Origin of the sequence: Algoriphagus aquatilis (genome assembly GCF_042657405.1) — a bacterium.
In the GTDB taxonomy this organism is placed as follows: domain Bacteria; phylum Bacteroidota; class Bacteroidia; order Cytophagales; family Cyclobacteriaceae; genus Algoriphagus; species Algoriphagus aquatilis.
In genome coordinates this window covers 83,372-110,094 of the sequence record NZ_JBHSKS010000004.1, presented here as the reverse complement: position 1 = coordinate 110,094, position 26,723 = coordinate 83,372, and the positions used below count along the sequence as shown (strand labels likewise).

General features: G+C 41.9%; 22 protein-coding genes. 9 read left to right on the top strand and 13 right to left on the bottom strand.

What is annotated here, in order from left to right; genetic code table 11:
- Nucleotides 1-413: 413 nt before the first annotated feature.
- On the bottom strand, nt 414-2,141 hold the full coding sequence (locus ACFPIK_RS06705; protein ID WP_377914068.1) for a chloride channel protein: 1,728 nt from the start codon (nt 2,139-2,141) through the stop codon (nt 414-416).
- Between the two features lie 105 nt (nt 2,142-2,246).
- A complete protein-coding gene (locus ACFPIK_RS06700; RefSeq protein WP_377913517.1) occupies nt 2,247-3,179 on the bottom strand; it encodes a M28 family peptidase in 933 nt (310 codons plus the stop codon).
- Between the two features lie 70 nt (nt 3,180-3,249).
- On the opposite strand from ACFPIK_RS06700, the gene ACFPIK_RS06695 reads away from it, so the two are divergent.
- The gene (locus tag ACFPIK_RS06695; RefSeq protein ID WP_377913515.1) at nt 3,250-4,236 is read left to right on the top strand and encodes an NTPase; all 987 of its coding nucleotides are present in this window, start codon (nt 3,250-3,252) and stop codon (nt 4,234-4,236) included.
- A gap of 48 nt (nt 4,237-4,284) precedes the next feature.
- On the opposite strand, the gene yjjX is transcribed toward ACFPIK_RS06695, so the two are convergent.
- Together yjjX and ACFPIK_RS06685 are read right to left on the bottom strand one after the other, a co-directional pair.
- Entirely contained in the window at nt 4,285-4,851 is a 567-nt protein-coding gene (yjjX, locus tag ACFPIK_RS06690; RefSeq protein ID WP_377913513.1) for an inosine/xanthosine triphosphatase, read from the bottom strand.
- Nucleotides 4,852-4,871: 20 nt separating this feature from the next.
- Complete coding sequence (locus tag ACFPIK_RS06685) at nt 4,872-5,579, bottom strand: YebC/PmpR family DNA-binding transcriptional regulator (RefSeq protein WP_377913511.1); 708 nt, start codon at nt 5,577-5,579, stop codon at nt 4,872-4,874.
- Between the two features lie 141 nt (nt 5,580-5,720).
- On the opposite strand from ACFPIK_RS06685, the gene ACFPIK_RS06680 reads away from it, so the two are divergent.
- Nucleotides 5,721-7,061, top strand: a complete 1,341-nt coding sequence (locus tag ACFPIK_RS06680; protein WP_377913509.1) for an NAD(P)/FAD-dependent oxidoreductase — start codon at nt 5,721-5,723, stop codon at nt 7,059-7,061.
- Between the two features lie 83 nt (nt 7,062-7,144).
- Nucleotides 7,145-7,558 carry a DUF4890 domain-containing protein gene (locus ACFPIK_RS06675; RefSeq protein WP_377913507.1) on the top strand — a complete coding sequence of 138 codons (414 nt, stop codon included), beginning with the start codon at nt 7,145-7,147 and terminating at the stop codon, nt 7,556-7,558.
- A gap of 102 nt (nt 7,559-7,660) precedes the next feature.
- Here the strand turns inward: ACFPIK_RS06675 and ACFPIK_RS06670 are convergent, their stop codons facing one another.
- The 5 genes from ACFPIK_RS06670 to mutY form a co-directional block, all read right to left on the bottom strand.
- Nucleotides 7,661-9,133 (bottom strand): glutamate synthase subunit beta, encoded by a 1,473-nt coding sequence (locus tag ACFPIK_RS06670; protein ID WP_377913505.1) that lies wholly within the window; start codon nt 9,131-9,133, stop codon nt 7,661-7,663.
- A 1-nt stretch (nt 9,134) separates the two neighbouring features.
- Nucleotides 9,135-13,628, bottom strand: coding sequence for a glutamate synthase large subunit (gltB, locus tag ACFPIK_RS06665; protein ID WP_377913503.1), 4,494 nt, complete (start codon nt 13,626-13,628; stop codon nt 9,135-9,137).
- A gap of 394 nt (nt 13,629-14,022) precedes the next feature.
- On the bottom strand, nt 14,023-15,372 hold the full coding sequence (gene gldE / locus ACFPIK_RS06660) for a gliding motility-associated protein GldE (RefSeq protein ID WP_377913501.1): 1,350 nt from the start codon (nt 15,370-15,372) through the stop codon (nt 14,023-14,025).
- Nucleotides 15,373-15,443: 71 nt separating this feature from the next.
- Nucleotides 15,444-15,914 carry a single-stranded DNA-binding protein gene (locus ACFPIK_RS06655; protein ID WP_377913499.1) on the bottom strand — a complete coding sequence of 157 codons (471 nt, stop codon included), beginning with the start codon at nt 15,912-15,914 and terminating at the stop codon, nt 15,444-15,446.
- Nucleotides 15,915-15,958: 44 nt separating this feature from the next.
- A complete protein-coding gene (gene mutY, locus ACFPIK_RS06650) occupies nt 15,959-17,008 on the bottom strand; it encodes an A/G-specific adenine glycosylase (RefSeq protein ID WP_377913497.1) in 1,050 nt (349 codons plus the stop codon).
- Nucleotides 17,009-17,153: 145 nt separating this feature from the next.
- Between mutY and ACFPIK_RS06645 the strand changes: the two genes are divergently transcribed.
- The 3 genes from ACFPIK_RS06645 to ACFPIK_RS06635 all read left to right on the top strand — a co-directional run bounded on the left by ACFPIK_RS06645 (nt 17,154) and on the right by ACFPIK_RS06635 (nt 20,065).
- Nucleotides 17,154-17,462: an HU family DNA-binding protein gene (locus tag ACFPIK_RS06645; RefSeq protein ID WP_187174447.1), complete on the top strand. Its 309-nt coding sequence runs from the start codon at nt 17,154-17,156 to the stop codon at nt 17,460-17,462.
- Between the two features lie 18 nt (nt 17,463-17,480).
- Complete coding sequence (locus ACFPIK_RS06640; protein WP_377913495.1) at nt 17,481-18,311, top strand: tetratricopeptide repeat protein; 831 nt, start codon at nt 17,481-17,483, stop codon at nt 18,309-18,311.
- Between the two features lie 182 nt (nt 18,312-18,493).
- Nucleotides 18,494-20,065, top strand: coding sequence for an Rne/Rng family ribonuclease (locus ACFPIK_RS06635; RefSeq protein ID WP_377913493.1), 1,572 nt, complete (start codon nt 18,494-18,496; stop codon nt 20,063-20,065).
- Nucleotides 20,066-20,105: 40 nt separating this feature from the next.
- Here the strand turns inward: ACFPIK_RS06635 and ACFPIK_RS06630 are convergent, their stop codons facing one another.
- Together ACFPIK_RS06630 and ACFPIK_RS06625 are read right to left on the bottom strand one after the other, a co-directional pair.
- Entirely contained in the window at nt 20,106-20,564 is a 459-nt protein-coding gene (locus ACFPIK_RS06630; protein ID WP_377913491.1) for a hypothetical protein, read from the bottom strand.
- 38 nt (nt 20,565-20,602) lie between these two features.
- A complete protein-coding gene (locus tag ACFPIK_RS06625; protein WP_377913489.1) occupies nt 20,603-20,944 on the bottom strand; it encodes a DUF3127 domain-containing protein in 342 nt (113 codons plus the stop codon).
- Between the two features lie 339 nt (nt 20,945-21,283).
- Between ACFPIK_RS06625 and ACFPIK_RS06620 the strand changes: the two genes are divergently transcribed.
- Both ACFPIK_RS06620 and ACFPIK_RS06615 read left to right on the top strand, forming a co-directional pair.
- On the top strand, nt 21,284-21,886 hold the full coding sequence (locus ACFPIK_RS06620) for an RNA polymerase sigma factor (RefSeq protein ID WP_377913487.1): 603 nt from the start codon (nt 21,284-21,286) through the stop codon (nt 21,884-21,886).
- Nucleotides 21,861-22,094, top strand: coding sequence for a hypothetical protein (locus ACFPIK_RS06615; protein ID WP_377913485.1), 234 nt, complete (start codon nt 21,861-21,863; stop codon nt 22,092-22,094). Before ACFPIK_RS06620 ends, ACFPIK_RS06615 begins: the two co-directional genes overlap by 26 nt.
- 42 nt (nt 22,095-22,136) lie before the next feature.
- On the opposite strand, the gene ACFPIK_RS06610 is transcribed toward ACFPIK_RS06615, so the two are convergent.
- Nucleotides 22,137-23,000, bottom strand: coding sequence for a prolyl oligopeptidase family serine peptidase (locus ACFPIK_RS06610; RefSeq protein WP_377913483.1), 864 nt, complete (start codon nt 22,998-23,000; stop codon nt 22,137-22,139).
- A gap of 2 nt (nt 23,001-23,002) precedes the next feature.
- Nucleotides 23,003-24,427 carry an aldehyde dehydrogenase family protein gene (locus ACFPIK_RS06605; RefSeq protein WP_377914066.1) on the bottom strand — a complete coding sequence of 475 codons (1,425 nt, stop codon included), beginning with the start codon at nt 24,425-24,427 and terminating at the stop codon, nt 23,003-23,005.
- A gap of 468 nt (nt 24,428-24,895) precedes the next feature.
- On the opposite strand from ACFPIK_RS06605, the gene ACFPIK_RS06600 reads away from it, so the two are divergent.
- Nucleotides 24,896-26,723, top strand: a 1,828-nt coding sequence (locus ACFPIK_RS06600) for an Ig-like domain-containing protein (protein WP_377913481.1), incomplete at its 3' end; no start/stop codon positions are given.

The window sequence follows — 26,723 nt, the reverse complement described above, 5'->3', positions numbered from 1 at the left end:
GTTAAAATATAACTATTCCGATGTTGAAATAAATTAATGATTTGTAAATGGCCTCCGTATTTTTTAGATGACTGATATACTAAACCTCACCAAAGATTATTCTAAAAATCATGATGGCTTAGGTTCTTCTTGGATAGGTTTTGATGCAGTTGAGCGATAGGTAAGATTTTTAAAAATGCCTTTAATTTGAGCGGAAATGAGGGTTAAAAAACGCAAGAAAAATTTATCCACAATTTCAATTATTTATCCACACTTTTCCACATTGATCAATTATATCAATGAAAATCAGTGATTTATGAATTAAAATTTCTTCTGATTTTGTGGATAATTGAAGTTAAGTGTAAAAAAAATAATCTAAATGAAAGTACAAGAGTGGATAATTTAAAAATCCGAATATTCTTCTTTTTGGTAGATTAATCTTGTTTTTGACGGATCAATCTTTTACGGTAAGCGCTGAATATTCTTGCTTTTGATACAAAGCCCAAATACCTATTATCCTCGATTACAGGCAGATTCCAAGCTCCGGATTTTTCAAATTTCTCCATTGCAGATTGCATATTTTCAGTTGAGAATAGGATTTCCGGAGGACTATGCATCAGTTGACGGATTAGGACAGTTTTTTGCTTTTCCTGATCAAACATGATATCTCTGATATCATCTAAGGTCACAATTCCCACTAGGCTTTTATCATCGTCCACTACTGGGAAAATATTCCGTTTCGAGATTTTCACCAAATCAATCAAATCCCCCAAATGTGCCTCAGGATGTATGGGAAGAAGGTCTCGTTCGATGACTTGGGTGATACTGATGGTATCTAGCAGTTCTTGATCCTTACTTTCAGGGAGATGTTTTCCCTGAGCTTTTAATTGCAGGGTATAAATACTGTCTTTTTGAAGAGAGGTCTTGGCAATGAAAGAGATGGCTGAAACAAACATTAATGGAACAAAAAGCTCGTAGCCACCTGTAAGTTCTGCAATGAGAAATATCGCCGAAAGCGGGGCATGCTGTACACCCGCCATTACTCCACACATCGCTACAAGGGTAAAATGAGCCAAAGGGAGCGGGATATGAAACCCTAGCATGTTTTTGGAAAATGCAAAAACAAAACCTGTAAGTCCCCCCACATAGAGCGATGGGGCAAAAATCCCTCCACTACCTCCTGCTCCGATGGTAATGGCAGATGCGATGGGCTTTAGCAAGATGATCAACACCAAAAAAGCCAAAATGATCACCGGATTTTCTATCGAAGAGAAAAACGGACTCTTATCCAAGACCGCTGCAGAATTTCCGTCAATCAATGTATTTAAGGTTTGATACCCTTCCCCGTAGATAGGTGGGAAAAAGAATATGATAAATCCTAAAAATGCACCTCCATAAGTGATCCGCATCCATTGATCTCCGATGTCATCCATGATTTTTTCGGTAGACCGCACCATTTTGCTAAAGTATAATGAGACCAAACCGCAGATAATCCCAAGCAATAAGTAATAGGGCATATGAGCCGCTTCAAAGTTTTCTTTTAGATTAAAATTAAAGAGGGCTTCTTCTCCAATAAAAATCATTGAGGTAATTGATCCTGTCACAGAGGCGATCAGCAGGGGAATAAAGCTCGCTGTGCTGATTTCCATAAGGATAACTTCTATCGCAAAAATCACTGCACCTATAGGAGCTCCAAAGATGGCTGAAATAGCGCCTGCAGCCCCACATCCTATTAGCAAAGTTCTCTTTTTTGCATTTAGGTGCATCAGTAATCCTACATTTGATCCGATAGCAGAGCCAGTCATGACCATGGGGGCTTCCAAACCCACCGAACCGCCAAATCCCACGGTCAATGCTGAAGTGATGACTCGACTGTACATTTTTACTCTTGGGATTAGGCTAGAGTTTTTGGAGATGATAAAGAGAACATCAGGTATGCCGTGTCCTCCGATGTCCTTAAGTACAAATTTACCGATCAAAAAAGCAGTCGAAATGCCAATGAGTGGATAAATGATATACATGAAGTTGGCATACTCCGTGTAAAAATCTTCTGTCAAAAAATCCTGAATTCCATGCACAGCTGTTTTTAAAAGCACTGCGGCAATTCCTGAGAATATACCAATCAACCCACTCAATATAAGAATGAATGTCTGATTGCTCATGTGTCTGAGCCTCCAGATAAGCAATCGGGTGATTAGATCTGTCTTTCCCAAAGTATAAAAAAGAGGGGTGTTGGATTTAAATGAGAATATACACAAGCTGAGGATTTATTCCAGCAATTCTCTATCAAGAGCAAGGAGTGATTTCAGCACCAGGTTTACAGCATCGATGTAAAACTCCGGTTGGATGTTTTGAAATTCATCGCTTGGCTTGTGGTAATCTGCATGGTCTTCTACTCCGAAATAGAGATGAGGCACTTTCTTCTCAAAGAATGCACCATGGTCGGATGATCTTGTCCAGTCATCAGGACCTGTCCCTGGCACATCATGACCAAAAAGCATTTTTGGATTTGAACCTGCTGCTACATTTTCCAGTATGCTTTTGAATCTTGGATAATAATGGGTGCCTGAGACATACAACTCGTTTTTATCGCTTCGGGAAAGCATATCCATGTTCAGGTTGAGTTGGATTTGCTCTAAGGGATAGGGAAAATCATTTACCAGTGCGCGGGCTCCACGAAGCCCCATCTCTTCTGCATCCAGTGCCACGAAAAGGATACCATGGTGAGGACGGTTTTTTGAAAAGTATTCTGCCAAAACCAATAATGCGGCTGTTCCCGAAGCATTGTCATCAGCACCATTGTAAATTGAATCTCCCTTGGCATCTGGTCTTCCGATGCCCACGTGATCATAATGAGCGGTGACGACAATGACTTTTTTTGACTTACTCCCCGGGATAAAGGCTACCAAATTGGCCGCATTGTCATAGGTCTTTTGCTCCCGTGGGTTGGAAAAAGAAAATCGCTGGATAAAATCAGGATACAAAGGCTCGACTAATTCTAAGCCAGTAAGCTCCTTGAGGATGTAATTTTGTGCATGGATACTTCCCTCGCTTTGTGGCTTTCTTCCAGCCAGCTTGTCAGACGATAAGTACTCGATATGTTTGATTAATTTCTTTGCATCTATTTCTTGACTAAAAGCACTCAAGTGAATGCCAACAAGCAGAATTAATATGATTAATTTGTGTGGGTTCTTATTCATCTGCATAGCTATTGGACGTTATGTATATTCGTAAAATTACTGACCTATTGGTCATCACCTCAGGGATTTCATGAAATATATCTCCACCATTCTCTTTTTTCTTGGGTTTTCGGGTTTCACTTGGAGTCAGGGTAATTTGCCTAACACTTTTTTCGAAGGGAAATCCGTTGTTGTAGTTTCCACAGATCCAGGTGCGAGGCCTGCTATGACTTGGCAAGTTTTGGCAGATAGCATCCATCCTTATTTGGTGGAGGCTGGAGCGGATCCTGTGGCCTACTTTGAATTGGAGCAAGTTGCACTTTCTGAGGCAAGGCAGGCAGACTATGCCAAGGCTTTTCTTCAGCGTAAGGTTCAAAACATCATTTTGGTGACTAGGCAAAAAGAGAAGCTGAGTGTTCACATAGGCCCCTTTTCCGGAGATGGAAAAATTATTGCTTCGCCGGCACTGTATGGGGTCACTGGAAAAGATTGGAAGGATGCAGGAAGCTTACTGATTCAAGCGGGTAAAAACAAAAAATCAAGTAATCTCTTAGTCATTGATGTGGCTGAATTTCCCCAGATCAGCTCTCAGGAGACAGCTCAATCAGTCCAGCGATTTTTGCCAAGAAATCCTCTGAATCTCGAAGTTTTCAAATTGGGTATTCCACTCGAAGGATCATCGGCTGAAACAGGAGCCATGAGCTTTTTCAGATATGATCTGTTTGGTAAATCAGAAGCAGCGATCCTTGCCGAGCAAGCGACTCAAAAAACTCAGATTCAGGCTATTTTCGAGGCAATTTATCCGTATCAGATCGCATGGCTTACTGAAACAAAAACTACTCAACAGTTGATTGCAGATCGAGTCCAGTTTCAATTGGTTAAAGTAGAGGGTAGACAGGCGGATTTGATGAAAAGTATGGGGCTGAATCCACTGGAGGGAGAAGAGGGGGCAAAAACTGTGGTCAAATATTACATCCGATTTCTCGTCAGAGATGAGCTTTACATAGGTCCGGAATGGGACGCGGATACGGATTGGAAGGTTGCTTTAACCAGGTTTTTAGAAAACCTCAAAAAATAAGCCTCCAATTTGGAGGCTTGATATCGTTGATCGAGTAGGCACTTAGTATCAATACAACTCTTTATTTAGAAATGGAATCAAAGCTAGGATGATGGCTTGCCTGTAATATTCCTCTCTGTTGATGACTCCTTGAGTAAGGATCCCTACCGAGCCACCTTGTTGCTTGGAATTTTCGGTATTGAAGACTAAGTCGTCAGCTTTTCCCAGTTCCATACCTTCCTTGATTAGTTTTTCCACAGCGATAGGCAGGTAAAATGTTCCTGTTTTAGCCTGACTCGATTTCCCCGAATCATGTAGAATGTAGATCCATGCAAAAGCATACATTCCTTTTTCGTCTTCATCGACACCACCTTCAATTCCCACCCAAAAGTTAGCTTCAGGGAAAATCTCTCTGGAATTGTGGGCTCGATTTTTTGCACCCAAAAGGGTTTCTCTTTCTCCAAAAGGCTGCTCGGGTACTCCTGAGGAGGCATTGATACCTTCTACCAAGAATGAGCTGTTGAATGCTCTGGTAAAGGCATCTTCCGTACAGGAGATTTTTACCGGATTTTTACTTCCGACCAAGATCAGTTTCTTGTCGGTTGGGCGGAAATTTTCTCTTCTTTTAAAACTCATAACTAAGCCAGGCTTATGCCTTAGGCCATATTGGTAAATACCTGGTTGACATCGTCGTCTTCTTCCAGACGATCGATGAGTTTGTTGATGATTTCTTCTTGCTCTTCGGTGAGCTCCGTCAGTGTACTCGGGAATCGCTGAAAATCTGCAGAAATCACTTCAATTCCACGATCTTCCAGGGCTTTTTGCATGGTACCGAAGTCTTCAAATTCAGTGTAGGCAAAAATTTCACCTTCGTTTTCCGCAATTTCAGTCAGTCCGAAATCGATGAGCTCAAGTTCAAGCTCATCCAAATCATAGTTAGCTTTTGCAAAACGGAACACAGCCTTTCGGTCAAACATAAAGCTTACTGATCCGGAAGTGCCTAGAGATCCACCTGCTTTGGTAAAATATGAGCGCACATTAGCCACGGTACGATTGGTATTGTCAGTGGATGTCTCCACGATGATGGCAATTCCAAATGGTCCATAGCCTTCATATACTACTTCTTCGTAATCTTTTTCATCCTTATTGGAAGCCCGTTTGATAGCCGCTTCGATACGGTCTTTGGGCATTTGGGCACCTTTGGCGTTTTGGATAACGGTCCTAAGCTTGGCATTGCTGATTGGGTCAGGACCACCGGACTTGACCGCCATCACGATTTCTTTACCCAATCGGGTAAATACTTTGGACATTTTGTCCCAACGCTTGAATTTTCTCTCTTTTCGGAATTCAAATGCTCTTCCCATGGATTTGCTCGTTTGTGGTGGGCAAAAATAGCAATTTCTTTCACTTAGCCGAATCGCATTTCTTTAAGTGATTTGCTGGGATTCTTTCTGAAAACTTGGTCATACCAATGAATATTCCGTGTAAAGGAGAAAACTTTTCCCATGTCGACTTCCCCATCTCAAGCCATCCCAAATCTGCCCAAGTTGGGTCTTCCAAAAGTAGTGATCGTTGGTGCCGGTTTTGCCGGATTAAAACTAGCCAGAAGTCTGAGAAATAAGCCGTTTCAGGTAATCCTCTTGGACAAAAATAATTTTCACCAATTCCAGCCACTTTTCTACCAGGTGGCTACAGCCGGATTGGAGCCCAGTGCTATTTCCTTTCCATTGAGGAAGATATTCCACAATACCAAAAATGTGAGTTTCCGCATGGCTGAGGTACTTCGAGTCGATAAAGAAAGCAAAGTACTTTTCACGGATATAGGATTTATCGAATACGATTACCTGGTATTGGCTATGGGTGCCGATACCAATTATTTTGGGTCAAAGAATATTGAAAATTTCTCTTCTCCCATGAAGACCGTTTCGGAAGCCCTGTATATCCGCAACAAAATTATCTCCAACTACGAGCGCGCCATCAATATCGAAAAGATGGAAAACCGGAAGTCTCTCATGAATGTCGTTATCGTGGGAGGTGGCCCGACTGGGGTAGAATTGGCAGGAGCTATGGCTGAGTTGCGGAACAATGTATTTCCCAAAGACTACCCTGAGCTAAGCTTTAAAAACATGAAGGTCGTGCTAATCGAGGCAGGCCCAAATCTCCTTGGAGCCATGTCACCAGAAGCTCAGAAAAAGGCGATGGATTATTTGATCAAGTTGGGAGTGGAGATTCATGTCAGTACCAGAGTATTGGATTACGACGGTCAGGCCGTAACCTTGGAAGGAAAAGAATCCATTCAGACTCAAACACTGCTTTGGGCTGCGGGAATCAAACCCAATCGAATTGATGGTTTGGGTGATGAGTTTTATTCTGGAAATGGGAGACTTTTGGTAGATGAGTACAATAAGCTCAAGGACACTGAAGGAATTTTTGTGCTTGGGGACCAATCTCTGATGCCGGGAGGAATGTATCCAAAAGGTCATCCTCAAGTGGCGCAGGTGGCACTTCAGCAGGCGCGCAATCTCGCTGAAAACCTGAAAAATTTGTCGAAGGGTAAGTCTATGATTCCTTTTTCATACAAAGATCTTGGCTCAATGGCGACCATTGGAAGAAAATTGGCAGTAGTCGATCTTCCATTTTTGAAGTTTCAGGGAACTTTGGCTTGGATGACTTGGCTGTTTGTGCATTTGATGGCCATTTTGGGAGTCAAAAACAAACTTTTCATATTTCTGGATTGGTCGTGGAATTACCTGAGTTTTGACCCTAGCCTCAGGCTTTTGATCAGACCAAAATATGTGAGGGTGTCTGAACGAAAGGAATTGATTGAGGCAAAAACTTCGGTTTAAGATTCCTTAACAGATTGGTTTGAAGATTGATTTAAACCTGAACCTATGCTCTTGGTCTAATCTGCAAACAAACCAAAACACCTATGAAACAATGGATGATTGGGGCAGCATTACTGACCATGATGAGTCTGGGAGTAGCTGCCCAAGATCAAAGAAAAATGCCAAGCCCTGAAGACCGTGCTCAGCGAATGACCGAAAAGATGGCTTCGGAATTAAAATTATCTGAGGAGCAAAAGCAGAAAGTCCTCGCAATTAACCTGGAGCACGCAAAAAATCGCGCTGCAGAAATGGAAAAGCAACGAGCTGAGATGGAAGCAAGAAAAGCTGAAATGAAAGCTCAAGAGGAGAAAATCAAAGAAGTCCTTACCGAGGAGCAGAGGAAGCAATGGGAAGAAATCAAGGTGGACCGTCAGTCAGGAAGAAGACCCGGAGGGATGGTGGAAAACAGAAGAGATTTTGAATCACGGCATCGACCCCATCGAGGCGGAGGTAGATAAACTAAGAAAGCCCCGCATCACGGGGCTTTCTATATCGCAGGTGGGTCAACTAAACAGGGTACTATTGATGGTCAGTGTAAGCCCAATGGGTTTACGCTGACTTTAACCCGCGATTTGCTCTTCTACCTCAAAGAATGAAGCATCCTTCATCGGTAGTGTCGATGATCCCATCAGGAATTCATCTACTTTGACAGCAGCTTCCCGGCCTTCGGAAATTGCCCATACGACCAAAGATTGGCCTCTGCGCATGTCTCCTGCCAGGAAAACCTTCGGGTTTGTACTCTGGAAATTTTTTGATTTTGGGAGGCTGTTTTCTAATGTATCTACTCCAAAAGCCTGTAAGAGTCCATTTTGAGCAGGTCCCATATAGCCAATGGCAATAAATGCCAAGTCACAAGGTACTGTACGTTCAGTGCCTGGGATTTCTTCGAAAGTCATCCGTCCGCCTTTCTCCTTCCACTCAATATCCACTAGAGTCAAGCCAGTAACTTCTCCTGCCTCATTTCCCACAAATTCTTTGGTGAGGATGGAAAACATCCGCTCGGCACCTTCTTCATGCGAACTGGATGTTCTGAGCGTCATCGGCCACTCCGGCCAAGGGTTTAGCGTATTTCGCTGTTTCGGAGGCTTTGGTAGCAATTCCAATTGCGTGATAGATGCAGCGCCATGGCGATTGGATGTACCGATACAATCACTTCCGGTATCTCCACCTCCGATGACGATGACGTGTTTTCCTTTGGCTGAAATCGGATTTTCACCCAGTTCACCTCCGATGACCTGATTTTGTCTTCCCAAGAATTCCATGGCAAAATGAACTCCTTTGAGTTTATCGCCTTTGATATTCAACGCTCTGGGTTGCTGAGCTCCGGTAGAAAGTACGACCGCATCGTAATTTTGAAGGATGGAGTCCGCTTTGATGCTCGTTCCAATTTCAGTTTTGGTGGAGAAGATCACCCCTTCTTGCCGCATCAATTCAATCCGACGATCAATCACCCATTTTTCCAATTTGAAATCTGGAATACCATATCGAAGCAAGCCTCCGACTTTCGCATCCTTTTCAAAAAGGGTTACTTCGTGACCTGCTTGATTCAGTTGGTCTGCAGCAGCTAGACCGGCAGGACCCGAGCCGATGACCGCTACTTTTTTCCCTGTACGGGAAGCAGGTGGATTGGCAGTGATTAGGCCTAATTCATAAGCTTTCTCTGCAATGCTCTTTTCGATCAGCTCGATTGCTACAGGATCTTTATTGATGCCGAGTACGCAGCTAGCTTCGCAAGGAGCTGGGCAAATTCGACCGGTAAATTCCGGGAAATTGTTGGTGCTGCGAAGAATGTTGATGGCTTGAGCCCACTCTTTGTTGTACACTGCATCATTGAATTCCGGAATCACATTACCCAAAGGGCAGCCGTTGTGGCAAAATGGAACTCCGCAATCCATGCACCGAGCAGCCTGGTGATTGAGTTTTTCCCCAGAAAATGGCTCGTATATTTCTCTGTAATCGCCGATTCGCTCTTTTGGATCGCGGCTTACAGGTGTTTCTCTTTTAAATTGGATAAATCCGTCTTTCGCTCCCATCTTACACCAATGATTTAGCTTGTTCTTTTGCTCTTTTTTCCAAAACTGCCTTGTAATCTCTTGGGATTACTTTGATGAATTTCTGTTTGGCAGTTTCCCATTCGTCTAGGAATTTTTGTCCCAAACCACTGTTGGTCAGCTTGACATGACGCTTGAGATAGGCTTTGATCGTGGCAAAATCTTCCTCTTCGAGTAGATCAATGTCCACCATTTCGGTATTGATCTCCGTGATGTAGTCCTTGAGAATGTAGGCGATTCCCCCGCTCATACCTGCGGCAAAGTTTCTACCTATTTCACCGAGGTTGATCACAAGTCCACCGGTCATGTATTCACAGCCATGATCTCCGATTCCTTCGATGACGGTTTTGACGCCTGAGTTTCGTACGCAGAATCGTTCTCCGCCTTTTCCGTTGATATAAGCTTCACCCGATGTAGCTCCATAGAAGGCCACATTGCCGATGATGATGTTTTCCTCAGGCACAAATCGCGCATTGCGGCTTGGATAGATGATGAGACGACCTCCGGAAAGACCCTTTCCGAAGTAGTCATTGGCTTCACCTTCCAGTTCAAAGTTGACTCCTTTGGCCAAGAAACCGCCAAAAGTCTGACCAGCCGAACCGTTGAATTTAAAGTGAATGGTGTCTTCTGGTAATCCCACTCCTCCGTAGATTTTTGAAATCTCATTGGAGAGCATAGCCCCCACGGATCGGTCGGTATTTTTGATCTGGAAGTTGCCTTGTACTTGGATAGCCTGCTCCAGTGCCGGTGTCGCTGCTTTGATCAGTTGTCTGTCGAGTACATTTTGTAACTCAAATTCCTGATCGATTTGCTTGTGGATACCCACATGATCAGGCACTTCCACTTTATGGAAAATTGGAGAAAGGTCGATTTTATCCCACTTCCAGTGATTGAGGTGTCCAGTGGATTGAAGCACTTGACTTTGGCCGACCATCTCATCAATAGTTCGGAAGCCGAGAGAAGCCATAATTTCACGAAGATCCTGAACAAGGAATTTGAAGTAATTCACCACGTGCTCAGGGTCGCCGGTAAATAGTTTTCTCAAGTCAGGATCTTGTGTAGCGATGCCCACAGGGCAGGTATTCAGGTGACACTTACGCATCATGATGCAACCTTCCACTACCAATGCACCCGTAGCGATACCCCACTCCTCAGCTCCCAAAAGGGTAGCAATGGCCAGGTCACGACCGGTTCGGAGTTGTCCGTCTGTCTGAAGTACTACACGGCTTCTGAGGTTGTTTTTTACCAAGGTCTGATGAGCTTCCGAAAGACCAAGCTCCCAAGGAAGCCCTGCATGTCGGATTGAGCTGAGTGGTGAAGCTCCGGTTCCACCGTCTGCACCCGCGATCAAGATCACGTCGGCAGCAGCTTTGGCAACACCCGCAGCTACAGTTCCGACTCCCGCTTGAGACACCAGTTTCACATTGATTCTGGCTTTTCTGTTCGCATTTTTCAGGTCGAAAATGAGCTGTGCCAAGTCTTCGATCGAATAAATGTCGTGATGTGGAGGCGGTGAAATCAATCCTACTCCTGGAGTAGAATGTCTTACTCGTCCGATCCACTCATCTACTTTATGTCCAGGTAGCTGACCACCTTCACCGGGTTTTGCACCCTGAGCCATTTTGATCTGAAGCTCGGCAGCGTTGGTCAGGTAGTGGGAAGTCACCCCAAAACGGCCAGAAGCAACTTGCTTGATGGCTGAGCGTTCCCAGTCTCCGTTTGGCTTTTTCTCATATCTGATCTCGTCTTCTCCCCCCTCACCTGAGTTGCTTTTTGCACCGATTCGGTTCATGGCTATGGCCAGAGTGGTGTGAGCTTCATGAGAGATCGATCCAAAGGACATTGCACCAGTGGCAAATCGTCTCATGATTTTTTCGGCAGGCTCCACCTCATCGAGTGGTACACTGATTTGTTTTTTGAATTCAAAAAGTCCCCTCAGTGTCAACGCATCCTTAGTTTGCTCATTGATTTTGGCAGCAAACTTTTTATACATCTCGTAATCACCCAGTCGGGTTGATTTCTGAAGTAAATGGATCGTCTCAGGGTTAAACATGTGTTTTTCCCCTCTTCGCTTCCACTGATAGACTCCTCCTGTTTCGAGTACAGGTGAATGCGTCTCATAAGCTGCTCTATGTCGGATCAATACTTCTTCTGCCAATTCATCAAAAGAGATCCCGCTAATTCGGGATACGGTGCCTTTGAAACAACGGTCCATCACTTCAGGACCCAATCCAATTGCCTCGAAAATCTGAGCTCCTTGGTAAGATTGAAGCGTTGAAATCCCCATTTTGGAAAGAACCTTTAGAAGGCCTTTTCCGATGGCGTCTTGATAATTGGCAAATAGGGTTTTTTCGTCTTTTACTTTGCTCAGTTGGCCTTTTTTGAAGAGATCCAATAAGGATTCTAAAGCCAAATAAGGATTGATAGCCGATACACCATATCCAATCGCTGTGGCAAAATGGTGAACTTCTCTGATGTCAGCGGATTCCAATACCAATCCGGCTCTCGTCCTGATTTTTTTCTTTACCAAATGTTGGTGAACGGCTCCTATGGCAAGTAAGGAAGGAATGGGAGCATGGTTTTCAGAACTGTTGCGATCTGAAATGATCAATACATTTTTTCCTTCATTCAGGATGGCTTCCTCCGCTTCCAAACAAAGCTTGTCCAAAGCTTCCAACAATCTGCCTGGCTTGTGATCTGCTACAAAGTGGCCCAACAGTCTTTTGGACCTGTAGCCGAGATGTCCCATTCTAGTGATTTTTTCTAAATCCTCATTGAGAAGAACAGGCTGGGAAATATGGATCTGCTTGGTATGCTGAGGGCTTTCTTCCAAGATATTGTGTCCTTCACCGATTCGGGTGAAAAGTGACATCACCAAGCGTTCTCGGATTGGATCAATAGGAGGGTTACTTACCTGAGCAAAGAGCTGCTTGAAGTAATTGGAAATGTGCTGGCTTTGCTTGGACAATACGGCCAATGGCGTATCTGCACCCATGGAGCCCACTGCCTCATAGCCGGTATCTCCCATTGGTGCAAGAATGACTTTCAGCTCTTCGGAAGTATACCCAAAGACCGTCTGACTCTTTTGAATTTGCTCGGTAGAATAAGGATGAGAAAGTTCTTCCGGATCGGGTACAAATCGGAGCTTGGTCCGTTGCTCATTGACCCATTTTTCATAAGGTTGTCGTCGGCAGATTTCTCCTTTTACTTCTTCGTCAAAGAGTACACGTCCTTTTTCCAAATCTGCCCATAGCATTCTACCTGGGCTGATACGACCTTTTTCAGTTATGGTAGCCTCTCTGATCGGCAGTGCACCTGCTTCAGAGGAAAGGATTAGTCGGTTGTCTTTTGTAATAAAATATCTGAGTGGTCGGAGTCCATTTCGATCAAGAGTTGCACCTACTGATTTACCGTCTGTGAATAAAAGGGCGGCAGGACCATCCCAAGGTTCTACTAATGATGCGTGAAACTTGTAGAAAGCCTTCCGGTCGCGATCCATTACTTCATTATCCTGCCAAGCTTCAGGAACAAGCATCATCATGGCATGGGGAAGTGAACGACCGCTTAGGGTCAACAGTTCCACCATGGCATCGAGGTTCGCTGAGTCTGAGTTCATCTTATTGGTGATGGGCATCAGTTTGGCCAACTCCTCATCCGTGAAAAACTTGGACTTCATCAAGGCCTCCTTGGACTTCATTTTGTTGAGGTTACCTCGTATGGTGTTGATTTCCCCGTTATGAGAGAGGAATCGGAAAGGCTGAGCCAATCTCCAGTTTGGAAAGGTATTGGTTGAAAATCTGGAGTGAACGATCGCGAAGGCTGACTCAATCCGTGGATTTTGAAGGTCTTTATAAAATGCCAAAACCTGATCAGTTCTCAATTGCCCCTTATATATAAGAGTGAGTGAGCTGAGGCTGGCGAAATAAAAAGAATGATTTACTCCTGGAATCTCCGAGTTTATCTTAGAGGTGGCGTAGTTTCTGAGCACATATAGCTTTCTCTCCAAATCAATTCCGGTAAGTCTTTTTTTATGACTTACGAATAGTTGCTCAATATTTGGCATTACGTCTAGCGCGCCTGATCCAGGGACTGTTTCATCCACGGGGACTTCTCGATATCCAATAAGTTCAAAATCCAGCTCCTCGATCAATTGGTTTAGGAGGGCTTTTGATCTCTTGTAAAGCTGTTTGTTTTTGGGAAAGAAAGTCATCCCTACCCCATAAAAACCGGGTTCGGGTAAGTTGATTTCAGTACGGGCGGTTACATCCTTTAGAAACTGGTGTGGCACCTGAATGGATATGCCTGCTCCGTCTCCTGTCTTGGGATCCGAACCGCGGCCACCACGGTGCTCCATGTTGCTCAGCATGTATAAGGCATCGCTGATAGTTTCGTGAGTGGGTGTATTACTCAAGTCAACCACCGCGCCAATACCGCAGGAGTCATGCTCAAACTCCGATCGATATAAACCTTGTTGCATTCTAGTTAGTATTTAATAGGTTTAAAATTTCCAAAAATTACAAAAAAAAAATCTTTTGTTAAAATTACGGCAATGAAGTGGCTATTTTAATGCCGTATTATTTATAAAAAACAACTTACTTGATTTTTTTGGAAATTATAAATCTGATTTTTTTTGAAGTTAAAATCTGAAAAAAATATTTTTTTGATCGAATGTTGGTTGTTATTATAGCTTATTTGGTCAAAAAATATGTTCAAATTGATAAAAATGGTTTTTTTGAAAAATTGAAAAAAAAATTTCGAATTTTTTATTTTTCAGAAAATCTACTCACGACTTCTGAATGGATGTTTTAAATGAAAAAAAGAAATAAAATTCTGTAAATTTTCTATTTTACAGAATAAAAAAATTCAACAATTTAGTCGGTGAAGGCTGTTGAGCTGTCTTTTTCCCCAGATTTCAAGTGTACTTTCACCTTTTTGATTTTTCTGGAATCAACTGCCAAAACTGTGAATTCGAAGTTTTCAAACGGTATCTTGGTTCCATTTTTAGGTAATTTGGAGTTGAGTTCCAGTAGCAGACCACCTAGGGATTCGCTTTCTCCTTTTACCTCTTCAAAAATCTGCGGATCTAATTCCAGCTTTTTACAGAAGTCATTCAATGAAACTTTTCCTTCAAAAATAAAGGTGTCGGAATCAATCTCCTGAAAAAAGATTGTATCTGTATCATCAAACTCGTCATTGATTTCCCCAATGATCTCTTCTATTAAATCTTCTAAAGTGACCAACCCTGACGTGCCTCCATACTCATCCACCACGATGGCCATGTGGACCCGCATCTTTTGGAAGTCCTTTAATAAGGAGTCCACCTTTTTATTTTCTGGGACGAAAAAGCTTTTTCTAATAAGTGATTTCCAGTCAAATGTTTCGTCTTTATCAATGTGTGGTAAAAGGTCTTTGATGTAAAGAATACCCAGAATATTGTCAATGGTCTCTTCAAATACAGGGATTCTAGAATAACCACTCTTATTTATTTTATCCATGAGTTCATGGAAATCAATTTCGGCATCGACCGCGGTGATTTCCATACGGCTTTTCATCACTTGCCTTACGCTGAGAGTACCAAAATTTACGATGCCTTTCAGAATTTCCTTTTCCTCTTCAGGTGTATCCTCCGTAGTAAGTTCCAATGCTTGATTGAGTTCATCCACAGAAAGGGAGTAACCCTTTTGTTGGATTCTTTTTTCAATGATATTGCTGAAAGCCATCAAAAATGCTGACACAGGTTTTAATGCAGAATTAAAAAAACTGATATATGGGGCAAGATTGAGTGCAAAACCAATTTTGGCTTGGTTTGCATAGACCTTGGGTACGATTTCTCCAAAGAAAACGATGGCAAAGGTCACGCCCACCGTTTGAATGAGCACCACCACTATTCCGGTAGCGTTCATTCCAAAAATACTCCAGGAAACAAAGGTTGTCAGGGTGACTATTGCGATATTGATGAGGTTATTCAGAATTAAAATAGTACTGAGGAGCCTTTTGGGGGATGAGACCAATTTGTTGATTAATCTTCCTTTTTCCGGGTTGGTTTCGCTGATTTCTCCGAGATCTTCTTTGGTAAGAGAAAAAAAAGCAACCTCTGAGCCGGAAACCAAAGCTGAACCTATCAATAAAAAAATAAGCGCTAATCCATTTAATAGGATATAGCTAAATGTTATCTCAGGGACTTGAGCAATAAGAAAATAACTCGGGTAGGGGTCGTCCATTAGTGTTAATATTGGTGGGACAAATTTAACAAATCCCTTTTACCAAAGGGAAAAGGGATTTGAAGTGATTGTTAAAATGGCAAATCGTCGTCTGCGTCATCCAAAGAGATATCAGGGCCTCCACCCGAACTCATGGAAGTAGTCGGTTTTGAACTAGGAGAAGATGTATCCGATTGTGGCGGGGAGGGATTTGGATTGCCCATTCCATCGGGCCTTCCTCCTACCATGGTGAAGCTTAAGACTCTAATTTTGGTTTTTTTTCGATTCTGGCCTTGCTCATCTGTCCACTTGTCAGATTTGATTTTACCTTCAACATAGATTTGTGATCCTTTCTTCAGGTATTTCTCAGCGATTTTTGCTTGCTGATCCCAAAGTTCCAAATCATGCCATTCGGTTTGTTCCACTCTGTTTCCATTTCGGTCATTGTATGCCTCCGTGGTTGCAAGGCTTAGATTGGCGACTACTTTGTCTCCCTCAAGATACTTCACCTCTGGGTCGGCTCCCAGATTTCCCAATAAAATTACTTTGTTTACTCCTGCCATAGCTGTAAGTTTTGTGTGAAAAAAAATTGTGAAATTGAAATTACTCAAATACCCTGATCGTTCAAAAAATTCACAATCAATTTAGGTTTGGCTAAATGCTCTATTTCATTTTCATTCACCAGCAAGTAGCCTTCTTTTTTGCACCATTCTGAAAGCTCAGAATACTTTTCTGCCGGGATTTCCATTTTTGAAAAACTTGCATCCAGTCGTTGATGTGACAAAATGTGTCGATATTTTTTAGATAATGGCTTCGGTTTTTCTTTTCCTTCAAATGGCAAAAGCACGGATTCCAAAAGAGGGAAATCATAAAGTCCGGTCCATATATCTCCTGCGCCCCTTTTTTTCCATACCCAATGATCTCCGCATTGGATGACTAGGTAGTCTAGCTTTCTTTCCTTAACCTTTGTTTTGTTGATTTTTACAGGTAATTGACCCACTAAGTCATTTTTAAAGGCAAAACAAGTGACTTGGAGAGGACAGTTTTCGCATGCTGGATTTTTAGGAATGCACTGTCTTGCTCCAAAGTCCATCATGGCCTGATTAAACTCCGCAGGGGCTTTTTCCGGAATAAGTTGGTTGGCTAGTTTTTCAAACTCTTTTTTTGCTCTCCCACTAGCTATATCTGTGTCGATACCGAAGTATCGGGATAATACACGGAATACGTTCCCATCAACAACGGCCTTTACTTCACCAAATGCGAAACTCGATATTGCAGCTGCTGTGTAGCTGCCTACCCCTTTTAGCTTGATAAGTGATTCATAACTGGATGGAAATCGTCCTCCCAAGTCATTCCAAATGGACTTTGCGCAAGAGTGCAGATTTCTGGCGCGGCTATAATAACCAAGTCCTTGCCAAAGTCGGAGGACTTCAGATTCTGATGCCAATGCCAAGTCTTTTACTGTCGGAAAGGTTTGGGTAAAAGCATAATAATAAGGTAAACCCTGCGCCACTCTGGTTTGCTGCAAAATGATTTCGGAAAGCCAGATTTTGTATGGATCAGAGGTTTCTCTCCAAGGTAATTCTCGAGGATTTTCTCTATACCAAGAAATAATTTGATTTGAAAAAGCTTGATTTTCAGACTTTTTACTGTTCATAAGGGTGAATATTTCTGCATACAAACCAAGGGAATTTTTTTGAATATGTTTTTTAATTGCGTCGGTTCTCGTACATTTGCAGTCCCAAAAACACTTGGTTAATAGGTTGTTAAGCTTATTTCGTAATTTCTAAATTAAAATCACTGTGACAAAAGCAGAAGTAATCACCAAGATTTCCGACAAAACCGGAATCCAGAAGGATGATGTGACACAAGCCATCGAGGCGTTCTTCAAAGTCGTAAAGGACTCCATGGCAGAAGGAGAAAACATCTACGTAAGAGGTTTTGGCAGCTTTATCAATAAGAAAAGAGCTAAGAAAATCGCCCGTAATATCTCTAAGAATACGGCTATCGTGATCGACGAGCACTATATTCCGGCTTTCAAGCCTTCCAAGGTGTTTGTAGAGAAAATCAAAAACAGCAAAAAAATCAAACAATTGGCTCCTCAGGATTAATTCTGAGCAACCTTTAGTATGAAAAAATCTCAGCTCATTCTTGTTGCATTAGGAATAGTCTCAATCATAGTATTATTCTCACTCCCTAAAGTGGTGGTAGATAATGATGCGACGGCAGCAAAGGTTGAGGAATCAGGTGATCAATCTGGCCCTTCCTCGGATGTCATTTCCGAATCTCACGAGAATGAGCTTTCTTCTGAAAATAGAAATCAGGCTGATCGATTGATTCAAAACTTTCTCAGTGCTCCTACTAATGAAGAGAAAGTGGCTGCTGCTCAGACCTTAGCAGGAATATATAAAGAAGAGGGTTTATTTGACAGTGCCGCATATTATTGGGATCAGGTAGCACTAACCTCGCCTGATAATTTATCCTTCGCAGAAGAAGCTGGGAAAGCAAGCTATGAAGCGTTTTCTTTTGCATTGGATAAAAAGAAGGTTGAAGCACTGGCCGACAAAACCAGAAAATATCTCAGTAAGGTTTTGGAAAAAGATCCAAACCGATTGGACTTGAAAACAAAAATTGCGATGACCTATGTGTCTTCAGCTAATCCAATGGAAGGGATTACCATGCTTCGGGAAGTTCTCGAAAAGGATCCCCAAAATGAGGATGGGCTGTTTAACATGGGAATCCTTTCAATGCAATCCGGTCAATATAAAAAAGCTGCTGAGCGATTTGAGGAATTGATTAAATATCATCCACAGAATGTTCAAGGTCAATTTTATCTGGCAGTTAGCTATTTTGAGTCCAATGAAAAAAACAAAGCGAAAGCACAGTTTGAGTCGGTAAAGAAAATTACTCAAGATCCAATGATCATCAGTAGTGTTCAAAGCTATCTCGACAAGCTATAAATTATTCTAAACACTTTAAATTCAAAAGACTATGCCTTGCGGTAAGAAAAGAAAAAGACATAAGATCGCGACTCACAAGCGTAAAAAGAGACTTAGAAAAAACAGACATAAGAAGAAGTAATACACTTCTTCTTTTCCTGTTTTTACACAACACGTTCATTTACATATTATAAGACGAAAATTTGAGTACGGAATTGTTAATCGATTCTGCTCAAAACGGGAGTCGAATTGCCTTACTGCAGGAAAAGCAGCTGGTTGAACTGCATTCCGAAGGAATGGACAATCAGTTTAAAGTAGGAGACATTTACTTGGGCACGGTCCGAAAGATCGTCAATGGACTCAATGCTGCGTTCATTGACGTTGGGTATGAGAAAGATGCCTTTCTTCATTACCAGGACCTTGGCCCGAATGTCAATAGTCTGTTGAAGTTTACCAAAATGGTACGCAACAACAACTATACTAACTACATGCTGAAGGGTTTCGAGAATGAACCTGAAATAGATAAAGTCGGTAAAATCGACAAAACTCTAGCCAAGACCACTCAGGTGTTGGTTCAGGTAGTCAAAGAACCTATTTCCACCAAAGGCCCTCGATTATCCTGTGAGCTCTCTCTACCCGGACGCTACTTGGTGCTCGTACCTTTCTCGGATACTGTCAATGTATCCAAAAAAATTCGAAGCAGCGAAGAGCGCAAAAGGCTACTCAGACTCATCAATTCGATCAAACCTGCCAACTTCGGAGTAATCATCCGAACGGTGGCCGAAGGACAGTCCGTGACGGAACTTGATAAAGACCTTCGAAATCTTCTCACCAATTGGGAAGAAGGAATGAAGAAATTGCTGAAAGCCAAAAGCCGGGACAAAATCATCGGAGAGATGAGCATGGCTTCCTCACTAGTGAGAGACCTGCTCAATGAATCATTCGACGCAATCACCGTAGAAGAAGAGTCAACTTACGATCAGATCCGTTCCTACATCAGGTCTATAGCACCTGAAAAAGAAAAAATTGTCAAGCTTTACAACGGTAAAGTCAAGCTATTTGAAAGTTTTGGAATCGAAAAGCAAATCAAAAGCTTGTTTGGACAGACCGTCAGTCTTCCTCAGGGAGGCTACGTTATCATTGAGCACACAGAAGCCCTGCATGTCATCGACGTCAACAGTGGCAACAAGTCCAACCAAGAAAGTGACCAGGAATCTACAGCACTGAAAACTAACCTGGTCGCTGCTAAAGAAATTGCCAGACAGCTCCGCCTCCGAGACATGGGAGGCATCATTGTGGTCGATTTTATCGACATGAAAAAGGCCGAAAATAAGAAGGCAATCTATGATGCAATGATGCTGGAGATGAAATCTGATAGGTCCAAGCATACCGTCTTGCCTCTGAGCAAATTTGGGCTCATGCAAATCACTCGGCAGCGTGTTCGCCCTGAAGTCAACATTGTGACCAAGGAAACCTGCCCCGCTTGTAACGGTACCGGCAAAATTCAAGCTTCCATTTTGGTGGCTGATAAGTTGGAGCATGACCTGGAGCATATCGCTACGATCCAAAACGTGGACAAAATCCACATCGGGCTGCACCCCTATCTGCATGCGTATTTTACTACAGGCCTGATTAGCCGGAGAGTAAAATGGTTTTTCAAGTACTTCAAATGGATAAGACTGATCAAAGATTCTTCACTACCCGTGACGGAATACAGATTCCAAGATGAATCTGGAGAAGAAATCGAACTACAAGTAAAAAGCGAGACTGAGTAAGTCTCGCTTTTTTTATTCCTATATTTTTTGAAAGTGTGGATTAGGAGGTAAAAAGCCCCCATCCATCATCGTACTTTTCAGCAGAACCGAAGTCTTTTACCCAATCCACAAATAGAACTCGAAATTCATCAATTGCTTCGCGAAGCAGTTGCAAATGTTCCTCTGCATGAGTCTCTTCCATGGCAAGTTGATACGTCATGGAGCGTAGGTGTTTTGCATGTACCTTCATAATGGTAGCATTTTCCATTTTCAAGATGTAGCTGTCAACACTCTCTGCTCCGGCAAATTTGGCACTCATAGCAGAGGCATCTTCCATCATCATGCCCCCGTATAGTTCTTTTCTGGCTTCGTCAAGACTCCCCACCAAAGCATGGGTGAGAGAAACGATCTCCATAGATTTTTTCATCAGAGGATGAGAGTAAATTTGATCCCGCATGGATTTGGGGTCAAATTCATTCTCATCATCCCAGTCAGGTTCTTGGTTAAAATCGTCCCACATACAAAAACTCAGTTAAAAAAAGAGATTGTTTAAATAGCTCAGAATGGAAGCTTGTCCTCTTCACTTTCGGAATAGAACACATCTTCAGGAGGCCCAACTGTACTTCCCCCTACTTGAGATCGGTCTACTTTATATGCTTTCACTTCAGTGTACCAGCGTCCATTGTATTCCCTACTCTCCACATCAATTCCAAGTGTGACCTGTTCGCCAACTTTCAATCCGAATTGATCGATTTTGTCTCCCCAAATAGATACGCATACTTTTTTAGGATATTGTCCGCCAGTTTCAAGGATGTATTCTTGCTTTCTCCAAGAGTTGCCGCTTTTTGAACTTCCACTTACTTCAGGAAGCTGATTGATTACTTTTCCGCTTAAATCCATTATGCTGATTATTTCAATGTATAATCACGAAGGTAATCAATGAGATTTATTTTGGCTGATTTTAGGAGTGCCAAAAAAGAGGTTTTTGGCCCTTTTTTTGGTCTAAGTTGATGTGAAAAACGATTTGGCAATTTATTTTCATGCGTTTCAAAAACAATTTGATGTTAGGTGTAATTTTTCAAAATTTCATTTTGAATTTTCCTTAACACTTGATTTTGCTAATAAAATCAGGTTAGATTTAGTGTTCCCAAAAGAACTTACCGATCGAGTTTAAATTTTCTTCTCACCTAAATAGATACTATGGCTTAGACTTTTACGTTGTACTTAAACCAACTTAAGATGAGTAAGCGATTGGGTCCTGAGGACGGTGAGTTAATAGCTCAATATAGAAATGGCAGTGAGGCTGCTTTTGATCTTTTAGTAGATCGGTATCAAAGTAAAGTATACACCACAATTTTTCTGATCGTGAAGGATCAGGAAATCGCTGAGGATTTACTTCAGGATGTGTTTGTCAAAGTGATTCAAACTTTGAATTCGGACAAGTATAATGAAGAGGGTAAATTTCAGCCTTGGCTAATGAGGATTGCGCATAACTTGGCGATTGACCACTTCCGGAAAGCAAAGAGGTATCCAACAATTATCTTGGAGGATGGCACCAATCTGCTCAATTCCATGAAGTTTGCTGAAGATTCCATCGAGGAAATCCGTGTGAAGGAGGAAACTCTTGACATGGTCAAAAAGCTGATTGAAGAACTGCCTGAAGCTCAAAAAGAAGTTTTGATTATGAGGCATTATCTGGATATGAGTTTTCAGGAAATCGCCGATCAGACTGGTGTGAGTATAAACACTGCCCTAGGCAGAATGCGCTATGCGCTGATTCACCTCAGGAAAAAGATGAAACAATTAACTGTTGCCTATGATAAAATCTTTTACCCCAAATGACCTGGTGAGATATATTTATCAGGAAATGCCGGAGGTAGAACAAGAACTCTTGATGCAAGCCTTGCACAACGATGACGATTTGATGCAAGAATATGTAGAAATGCTGAGCACAATGGAGTTTTTGGAGCAGGTCAACCTGCAGCCTTCCGAAAAAGTAGTGAATGCCATTAAGAAAATGGCTCATTCTACGGGACTTCAAAAAGTCTGACGAAATTTGGTAATCCCGCTCATTTGAGCGGGATTTTCGTTTCTATAATTCCCCCAAAAAAGATTTAGCCTGTCTCAATAGGGCAGCATTGGTATCTGCAGCAAACCCATGGCCCTGGTTGGGAACACGAATGAATTGATGACGGATCTGAACATTTTTTAGTGCGGTTTCCAACTTTTCACTTTGAGAGATGGGCACGACTTGGTCAGTTTCTCCGTGAAAAAAGATGATAGGGGGGTCTTCCGAACTCGCAAAATTCACCGGGCTGGCGTTTTGATAATTTGCGGGGACAGTCAGGGGTGTGCCTCCCATGATCTCTGTAAGCCCCAAGGTGGTAAGGTTATTGAACCCAAAGAGACTGGTTAGATCAGTCGGCGGGAAAAATGCGATTAATCCCTTGATGTCAGACTCTTTGTTTTTAAGCCCGTGAAGCAAAGCTAGGTGTCCTCCTGCACTTGCACCGCTCAAAATGATCTTTTCTGATATATTCCACTCTTTCAGCTTACTCCTTATAAATTGGAGTGCAGCTTTAACATCCTCTTCTTGAGCCGGGAATCTATTTTGTTTACTGACGAAATCAAACAATCTGTAATTGAATGAAATCATGGCAAATCCAGGGAAAGATTGTTCAACCAAAGGCTTGACTTGTAAAAATTCGCTCTTATCCCCATCTATCCAGGCACCCCCATGGATGTAAATAATTACAGGGGTTTTATCTGATGATCTGCCAGCCGGAAGAAATATGTCCATCTTTTGCCTTGTGTCCGAGCCATAAGGGACATTTGAAATCTCTAGAGCCGGAAGAACATCAGGATTTTTTTCCTGATCAATTGCACAAGAGAAAAGGAAAACTGAAGAAATAAATAGAATTAAAAATGAACGGATAAAAAGTATGCTTTGCTTCATAATCAGAACCATTTAATAAGAGAAGAGATAATTTGTTTCGCTTTTATGCCATAAGGAGGTCGCAGAAGAGAGACATTATTGTAGCCAACACGCTGCTTTAATACCCCTTTTTCATTACTGAATGCCAAAAAGCCATGGTAGCCATGAGCTTTTCCGATTCCGCTGTTGTTTACGCCTCCAAATGGTAATTCGTTGTGGAGGAAATGGAGTACACAGTCATTAATGACCATATTTCCTGAACTAGTCTCATCCATTACTTTTTTAGAATGAGATGAGTTGGTTCCAAAAAAATAAAGGGCAAGAGGTTTTGGCTGAGAATTGATCAAATCAATAGCTTCTTGAAGGTTATTATATGTAAGGATAGGCAGGATTGGACCAAATATTTCTTCTTTGAATACAGACATTTCAGAACTAATTGCGGCGATTAAAGTAGGCTCAAAATATTTAGATGAAATTTCTGTTTTACCCCCAAAAGCGATTTGCCCACCTTTTACCAAAGCATCATTCAGCATATTTTGAAGTCTCTGAAAGTGTTTTAAGTTGATGATCCTTGCATAATCGGTGCTTTTCTCAATGCCATTAAATGAGGGATCATAATAGCCTTGAATCTGGATTTTTGCCTGCATGATAAATTGATCTTTAATACTATCATGGACCAAAATGTAGTCTGGGGCAATACAAGTTTGCCCACAATTGACAAATTTCCCCCAGATAATCTTTTGAGCTGCATCTTTAAGATCAGCTGAGCTATCAATGATTACCGGTGATTTTCCTCCCAATTCCAAGGTGACTGAACTTAAATGTTGGGCCGCGGCTTTCATTACGATTTTTCCTACCGTAGGGCTACCTGTAAAAAAAATGTGATCGAAAGGAAGCTTAAGTAATTCAGTAGAAACCTCTACTTCTCCTAAGCAAACAGCGATTTCGTCTTCTTCAAATAGATCCCTAATCAATCTGGCAATGAGTTCAGATGTTTTTGGAGAAAATTCGGAGGGTTTAATAATTGCTGTGCAACCTGCGGCAATTGCAGATACCAATGGGCCGATCGTCAAATTAAAAGGAAAGTTCCATGGAGATATGATGAGAGATCTTCCCTTAGGCTCTACTTGGATCCATGCAGAAGTGCCAATCATAGGTAATGGTGTAGACACTTTCTTTGGAGCCATCCATGATTTCAGATTTTTGATCGCATGGTTTATTTCTGAGGTTACAGGAAAAATCTCATTTAGATCTACCTCAGGAGCAGGTTTGTTGAAATCCTGCCAAAGAGCTTTCCTTATATCTTCCTGATGGGTTTTGATCCATTCTCTTATCTTTTTCAATTTGAGAATCCGCTCTTCATGACTGGATCTCCTCAAAGAAATACTTTTATAAAGTTGATTTTCAAATAATTGAGAGAGTTCCCCCTCAGCTTCTTTTTGGACCATTGATCTCTGTATTTCAAGTTTGTGGCAAATAACAGATAACCAACTTAGTGATTTTTTGGAAGCTTTTAACCCCATCCCCAAGGGCGTAATGAAATGTCAAAAATTAAAAAGAAGCTGCAGTTTCTAAAGCCTGAAAAAATAGAGTGAATCGCTTTTATAAGACAATAAAATGGATCTCAATTCTTTTTAATTACATTTCAAATAAAAAAAAATGCATTATGTGCAAAAATTTTTTCAATTCTGCTTGGATATGAAAAACAATAAAATGTATTTTTACAGCAATAAAGGGATAATAAGCTGCTGAAGCTTGACAGGATTATGAAATTAAAGGTTCGGGACCATAAAGGATATCACCTTTTAAGCCTTGAAAAATAGAATCAACCGTCTAGTCAATCTTCAAAAACTTAAAAATTTCCCAATAAGAGGGGTTTTAAATGCTTGAACTCTAAAATTTTAAATAACTGTTGTATGGAGAATTTATCCGAACTAAACCCCTACACCAGGTCTCCTTTAGGACTTTCCTTTTGGAGCTTTGGTAAAAAAGGGTTAACCAAATTACTAGTGAATACGCTAGTGTTTTTGGTTGGCATCCTGCTTCCATTTTTTGGGAAATCCCAAAATGTCCCTGTAATTATTCCAATTGGAGGGATTGAAATGGATGGTAATTTAATTGCCAATAGTCCAGCTAATACAGGGGATTGGTTTCCCGGTGGTATTGGGTCAGGTGGTTCAGTGTTTAACATAAATGGGATAGCTATTGACCCAGCTATTTCATTTAGATTTCAGGATGGATTCAAAAATGGTCCTATTTCTGACCGAATCTTTTCGCAAGGAACCAAATCCAGTGATGATCCTAATTCTTGGGTATGGTCTAATGGGGACGCAGGTGGTAAAGGGGACATTGGAAACGCTTTCCTTCACATTGGCACAGCTTCAGATAATGACAATTGGTTAGTGGTTGCCTCAGATCGCTTGGTTACTAATGGTACCAGTTATTTGGAATTTGAATTTTTCCAGAATACGGTTTCTAGAAATACTGCAAATAATAGGTTTACTTCTGCTGGTACTAGTGGTGGAAGAACTATTAATGATGTTCTTATCTCTATTGAATACACCAATGGAGGTTCAGCGGTAACTATTAAAGTTTATCTGTGGAAGCAAACACCTTCGGGTTTTGCTTATGTCGAGGAAACAGGGATTATAGGGACAGATGCATTTGGCTTTGTCAATAACGTAGTGGTTTCTGCTCCACTTGCGAACCTCGCATTTGGCACTAATTCTTATCAGCCTCTTCAATTTGTTGAAGCGGCAATTAACATTTCAGAAATTATTGGTCGTAGCGTAGATCCTTGTTTGGGAATCAAAGTGAACACTTTGATGGTCAAAACAAGATCATCAGCGTCCTTAACAGCTGCCGCTGATGATTTTATTGACCCCATACCGGTTAGAATAAACTTTGGTACTGCAGATGTCATTTACGATTCCAATTTATTTTGTGGCCATGGAACTACTGTTACGCCTCAAGTAATTGGAGTTCAAGGTGGTACATTTACATCTACTGCTGGATTATCTATCGATTCTTCAACTGGAGTAATAAACCTTGCTAGCAGTACACCTGGTACTTACACAGTAACCTATTCATTCACAACCCAAGGTTGTTCTAAGAGTGTTACTACTGAGGTAATAGTTCCTAGAACGGCACCTGCGCCGGATGCACAAAAGTTTGATTTTTGTCAAAATTCTGGAAACCAAACGCTATCAGTAGTTCCAGAATCAGGTTATTCGATTAAATGGTATGATTCCAATGGAAATGCACTTGCTGCAGCCCCGACCATTTTAACATCTACGGTAGGTAGCCAAACTTATTTTGTTTCTCAAACTAAAGTTGGAGAATGTGAAAGTGAAAAGGCAGAAATTCTTGTTGTAGTGAATGCTACCCCATCAGCTCCAGCGCTTTCAGTACCTGCACCTGCGTGTGACGCGACATCGGTTACGGTTACATTCAGTGCGGCAACCGGAGTTGAATATTCTTTAAGCAACACGTTCACCACTTTGATTACAGGTGGCAGCTTCAGTGCACCGGTTAACAGCAGCGGAACAGTATATGCAAGAACAGTAGGAACGAGCTGTGTGATCAGTTCACCATTCACTGTTGCAGCAGCACCGGTTACCCCATCAGCTCCAGCGCTTTCAGTACCTGCACCTGCGTGTGACGCGACATCGGTTACGGTTACATTCAGTGCGGCAACCGGAGTTGAATATTCTTTAAGCAACACGTTCACCACTTTGATTACAG